Genomic DNA, 5,219 nt, shown 5'->3' on the forward strand with positions numbered 1-5,219 from the left:
CCCGGCCGCTCGCCGCCTCCAGCTCCGCGACGAACTCCGGATAGCGCTCCACGGACGCCAGGTTGAGCCCGAGCAGCGTCTGCTCGCCGTAGTGGAGTTCGGTGACGGCGGCGAGCATCCCGGCGGCGACCTGCGCCGCGCCGCCGCCGGGGGCCGGATCGGCGACCGTGACCCGCAGCCCGCGCTGCGCCGCGCGCCAGGCCGTGACCAGACCGATGACCCCGCCCCCGACGATCAGGACATCGGCACCGGCCGGACGAGATGGCTGAGTTGGGTGAGACGACTGCATGGGCGTCCAGCCCCTCCCTTCGCCGGCATGACCCGGATCAGGTTCGTACGGTCGGAGGCCGCAGCAGCCTCCCTCTCAGCCCGATGCGTCCGGGCTCCCGCGAGGTAGTGTCAGCCGCCAGCGTAACCCCGTGCCGCCGTGCGTCGAAAGGGAGTGCCCCGCCGTGGCCCGCTCGCTGCACGGACTCGTCCGCACCGGGTGACCGGTAACTCATAGGGTGACCGGGTGAGCGATGAGCAGAGACAGACGGAACAGCCCCGGGTCGTCATCGTCGGCGCCGGCATGGCGGGCGTGCAGACCGCCGTCGTGCTGCGGGAGAGCGGCCACCGCGGTCCCGTCACGCTGATCGGCGCCGAGGCGCATCCGCCCTACGACCGGCCGCCGCTGTCCAAGGCGGTGCTGCTCGGCACCGCAGAGGGCTCCGCCTTCGACATCGACTTCGCCGCGCTCGGCGTCGACCTGCGGCTCGGCGTCGATGCCACCGGCGTACGTCCGCAGGCGCGCGAGGTCGACACGGCCGCCGGGCCCGTCCCGTACGACGTGCTCGTCATCGCCTGCGGGGCCGAGCCGATCGTCCTGCCGGGCACCGAGGACGTGGCCGGTGTCCACACGCTGCGCACCCTGGACGACGCCGAGCGGCTGCGGCCGGTGCTCGCGCGACAGCACGAGGTCGTGGTGGTCGGCGCCGGCTGGATCGGCGCGGAGTTCGCGACCGCCGCCCGCGAGGCCGGGTGTGTCGTGACGGTCGTCGAGGCGGCCGACCGGCCGCTGGCCGGCGTCCTGCCCGCCGAGGTCGCCACTCCGATGGCCGACTGGTACGCGGAGAGCGGCGCCGAGCTGCTGACCGGCACCCGGGTCACCGGCGTCGAACCGGGCACGGTGATCCTCGCCGACGGCCGCCAGCTGCCCGCCGGCGCGGTCGTCGTCGGCATCGGCGCCCGGCCCGCGACCGGCTGGCTGGCCGGCTCCGGCATCGCGCTCGGCTCCGACGGCGCGATCGCCGCCGACGAGCGGCTGCGGGCCTCGGCGCCCGGGGTGTACGCGGTCGGCGACTGCGCCTCGTTCCCCTCCGCCCGCTACGGCGAGCGGCTGCTCGTCCACCACTGGGACAACGCCCTCCAGGGGCCGCGTACGGTCGCCGCGCAGATCGTCGGCGAGAGCGAGCGGGTCTACGACCCGGTGCCGTACTTCTGGTCCGAGCAGTTCGGCCGTTTCGTGCAGTACGCGGGCCATCACGCCGCCGCCGACACCCTGGTGTGGCGCGGCGACCCGGCGACCGCCGCCTGGTCGGTGGTGTGGCTGCGGGACGGCGTCGCGGTCGCGCTGCTCGCCGTCGGCCGGCCACGCGATCTGACCCAGGGCCGCAAACTCATCGAGGCGGGCGCCGCGCTCGACCCGGAACTGGTCGCCGATCCGGCCCTGCCCCTGAAGAAGGCCGTCCGATGAGCGCCGTCCTGTGCCGTCGCTGACGCCTCTCTGACGGGCCCGGCCGCCCTTTCCCGCTACCGTCTGTCAGTCCGGGATGGCAGGCTTGTCCTGTGACTGAGATTGACATGAAGATCGATGCGCTCGTCCCCGCCTGGCTCTACCTGCCGGACATCGCGGAAATGCTCGATGTCCAGGTGACGCGCGTGCGGCAGCTGGTGAAGGAAGGCCAGCTCATCGCCGTGCGCCGTGGGGAGAACCGGGCGCTTCAGGTGCCCGCCGCCTTCATCGACGGCGACAAGGTCGTCAAGGGCCTCGCCGGTACCCTGACGCTCCTGAAGGACGACAACTTCTCCGACGAAGAGATGCTGGAATGGCTCTTCACCCCCGACCCGAGCCTGCCGGGCACCCCCGCGCAGGCGCTCAGCGAGAATCGCGGCACGGAGGTGAAGCGCCGGGCCCAGGCGCTCGCCGTCTGACGACACCACGCGCGCAGTGCGGCGGCGCCGCGGTCACCGCGGCCGCTGTGATGTGACGACGCCGCCGCACGGCGCCGAACCAACGGGGGACCCCGGAATGCCCACTGCCCGCTCGTCGCTGTCCGACGCCCGGCTGTATCTGTGCACGGACGCCCGCACGAGACAGGGGGACCTTCCGGAGTTCCTGGACGCCGTCCTCAGCTCCGGTGTGGACATCGTCCAACTGCGCGACAAGGGCCTGGAGGCCGCCGAGGAGCTCGACCACCTCCAGGTCTTCGCCGACGCCTGCCGCCGGCACGGAGCGCTGCTGGCGGTGAACGACCGCGCCGATGTGGCGCATGCGATCGGCGCCGATGTGCTGCATCTGGGCCAGGGCGACCTGCCCGTGCCCGCCGCCCGTGCGATCCTCGGCGCCGAACCACTGATCGGCCGGTCCACCCACGCCGAGAGCGAGGCGGCCGCCGCCGCCGTCGAGCCGGGCGTCGACTACTTCTGCACAGGACCCTGCTGGCCCACCCCGACCAAGCCGGGACGGCACGCGCCGGGCCTCGGTCTGGTCCGGTACGCGGCGGGGCTCGGCACGGACCGCCCCTGGTTCGCGATCGGCGGCATCGACGCCAGCAACCTCGACGAGGTGCTGGCAGCGGGCGCCCGCAGGATCGTCGTGGTCCGGGCCGTCACGGACGCCGACGACCCGGCCGCCGCTGCCGCCGCGCTCGCCAAGCGCGTCAGGGAGCACGAGCTGTGACCGGCCACGGCCGTCGCCGTACAGCCGGCCTGGGCCTGTCCGGCGGACACCGCTAACCTGCACTTATGGCCTTCGGCACACCATCGACCTGGACGACCCACGCGCCTACGGTGCGTGAGCTGCTCGCGTCGGGACCGACGTACTCGTTCGAGTTCTGGGCGCCCAGGACCCCGAAGGGTGAGCGGAACCTCTGGAACGCGCTGCGCAGGATCGAGTCGGTCGCCCCGAGCTTCGTCTCCGTGACCTACGGCGCCGGCGGCTCCACCCGTGACGGCACGGTCAAGGCCACCCAGCAGATCGCCGCCGACACCACGCTCACCCCGGTCGCCCATCTGACCGCCGTCGGCCAGTCCGTCGCCGAACTGCGCAACATGATCGGCCAGTACGCCGACGCCGGGATCCGCAACATCCTCGCGGTGCGGGGCGATCCGCCCGGCGACCCCATGGGCGAGTGGGTCGAGCACCCGCAGGGCATGCGGTACGCCGCCGAACTGGTCAGGCTCATCAAGGAGTCCGGCGATTTCTGTGTCGGTGTGGCGGCATTTCCGGAAATGCATCCGCGCTCGGCCGACTGGGAGAGCGACACCCGGCACTTCGTCGACAAGTGCCGGGCGGGCGCCGACTACGCCATCACCCAGATGTTCTTCGACCCCGAGGGATATCTGCGGCTGCGGGACCGGGTGGCCGCGGCGGGTTGCGCGACTCCGATCATTCCCGAGATCATGCCGGTCACCAGTGTCGGACAGCTGGAGCGGCTGCGACAGCTCAGCACAGCGGTCTTCCCTGCCGAGTTGAAAGAGCGGATCCTCTCCGTCAAGGATGATCCCGCCGCTGTACGCTCCATTGGCATCGGGTTCGCGACGGAGTTCTGCGCGAGACTCCTCTCCGAGGGAGTTCCTGGGTTGCACTTCATTACACTCAACAACTCCACTGCGACGCTCGAAATTTACGAGAATCTCGGACTGCACGAGCAGTCGTGACCGGCCGCACCCGCCCTGTCCCGGGGCGGCGGCCGCAGGAGAGGGGCGGGCATGGGCTGGACGGTCCTCTACATCGCATTCGGCATCGTGGCCCTGTGGCTGCTCGGCGAGGTGCTGCTGCAGTACAAGGCGCGGCTGCGCTGGCGGTTGCTCGCCTTCACCGGATTCCTGGGCGTCGTCATCGGTGTGCTGATGCCGCAGATAGTCGTCATCGCCCTGGGCGCCGTCGCGTTCGCCGTCGGTCAGACGTATGTGACGCTCTCCTTCCGCCGCGGCTTCTCGGCCGGCTGGGCGGTCGGCGGCAGCCCGCGCGAGAACCCCCGCCGCAAGGCGCAGGCTCCGGCCGCGACAGCCGAACCCAGCCTGGAGGTCAGCGATCTCCAGTACACCCCGGTCGACTACCCGCCCGTCGACGAGACGGCGATGACGGCCGAGGCGACGGGACCCGCCTCGATCTACGAACCGCAGCCGATGCCCGACGACACCGGCCAGTACGGGGTCTACGACACCGGCACCGGCTACGCGGTCAACTCCCCGGGCGCGCAGGGCGACTACGGCACCGGCTACGAGAACTACCCGGGTTACGGGCAGCAGCCGTACGCGGCGCAGGGGCCCTACCCGGCACAGGACGCCCCGTACGCGGCGCAGGAGGACACCGGCCAGGACGCCTACGCGGCGCAGCAGGCGTACCCCACGGACCAGGCCGGTTATGGGACGCAGTACGACTACGGCACCGGACAGCAGCAGCAGTACGCCCCGTACTCCGACCCGTATGCCGGATCGGCCAACGGCGGCCAGCAGTACGGCGCGTACGACGCCAACGGCGGTTACCAGGACCAGCAGCAGTACGCCGACCCGTATGCCGCTCAGCAGTACAACGACACACCGCCCGGCGGGGTGTGGGTACCGCAGCAACGAGAAGCGGACCAGCAGGTTCCGCCGATGCCGCAGGAAGATCCGCAGCAGCAGTACGGCTACGACCCGAATGCCTACAACGAGCAGCAGTACCGGTACTGAGCAGCGGCGGGCGCGCGTGCGCCGGCCACCGCACGCCCCGTCACCGCGAGCCGCGGAAGTCCGCCCCCTCGACGATCAGGCCGGCCGCCAGCGCGCCCGACATGCCCGCGTGTGCCAGGCCGCCGCCCGGGTGTGCCCAGCCGCCCGCCAGGGTCAGCCCGCGCAGCCGCGTCGCGTTCGCCGGTTGTAGCAGTCGGCCTCCTGCGCCCGCCAGGGCCGGGGCCGGCACCCGGCCTCCCTCGGCGCCCGTCTGCTCCGCCGTTTCGGCGGGGGTGCGCACG

The 5,219-nt window shown here is 72.1% G+C and carries 6 protein-coding genes, 1 pseudogene and 1 riboswitch; of the genes and pseudogenes, 5 read left to right on the plus strand and 2 right to left on the minus strand.

Going from position 1 to position 5,219, the window contains the following annotated elements; genetic code table 11:
- The coding region (locus HY68_RS40830; protein WP_041990652.1) for an FAD-dependent oxidoreductase at nucleotides 1-289 on the minus strand (289 nt) is incomplete at its 3' end.
- Nucleotides 287-400, minus strand: a riboswitch (TPP riboswitch). It overlaps the preceding gene by 3 nt.
- A gap of 114 nt (nucleotides 401-514) precedes the next feature.
- On the opposite strand from HY68_RS40830, the gene HY68_RS19645 reads away from it, so the two are divergent.
- The 5 genes from HY68_RS19645 to HY68_RS19665 all read left to right on the plus strand — a co-directional run bounded on the left by HY68_RS19645 (nucleotide 515) and on the right by HY68_RS19665 (nucleotide 4,938).
- The gene (locus HY68_RS19645; RefSeq protein WP_041990654.1) at nucleotides 515-1,735 is read left to right on the plus strand and encodes an FAD-dependent oxidoreductase; all 1,221 of its coding nucleotides are present in this window, start codon (nucleotides 515-517) and stop codon (nucleotides 1,733-1,735) included.
- A gap of 92 nt (nucleotides 1,736-1,827) precedes the next feature.
- The gene (locus HY68_RS19650; protein ID WP_041990658.1) at nucleotides 1,828-2,193 is read left to right on the plus strand and encodes an Rv2175c family DNA-binding protein; all 366 of its coding nucleotides are present in this window, start codon (nucleotides 1,828-1,830) and stop codon (nucleotides 2,191-2,193) included.
- Nucleotides 2,194-2,290: 97 nt separating this feature from the next.
- The gene (gene thiE, locus HY68_RS19655) at nucleotides 2,291-2,941 is read left to right on the plus strand and encodes a thiamine phosphate synthase (RefSeq protein WP_041990661.1); all 651 of its coding nucleotides are present in this window, start codon (nucleotides 2,291-2,293) and stop codon (nucleotides 2,939-2,941) included.
- A gap of 65 nt (nucleotides 2,942-3,006) precedes the next feature.
- Nucleotides 3,007-3,921 (plus strand): methylenetetrahydrofolate reductase [NAD(P)H], encoded by a 915-nt coding sequence (gene metF / locus HY68_RS19660; RefSeq protein ID WP_041990663.1) that lies wholly within the window; start codon nucleotides 3,007-3,009, stop codon nucleotides 3,919-3,921.
- 51 nt (nucleotides 3,922-3,972) lie between these two features.
- Nucleotides 3,973-4,938: a hypothetical protein gene (locus tag HY68_RS19665; RefSeq protein WP_041990665.1), complete on the plus strand. Its 966-nt coding sequence runs from the start codon at nucleotides 3,973-3,975 to the stop codon at nucleotides 4,936-4,938.
- A 40-nt stretch (nucleotides 4,939-4,978) separates the two neighbouring features.
- Here the strand turns inward: HY68_RS19665 and HY68_RS42090 are convergent.
- Nucleotides 4,979-5,219: pseudogene (locus HY68_RS42090) on the minus strand (NAD(P)/FAD-dependent oxidoreductase); the annotation flags it as partial.

It is taken from the genome of Streptomyces sp. AcH 505 (assembly GCF_000818175.1).
GTDB lineage: Bacteria > Actinomycetota > Actinomycetes > Streptomycetales > Streptomycetaceae > Streptomyces.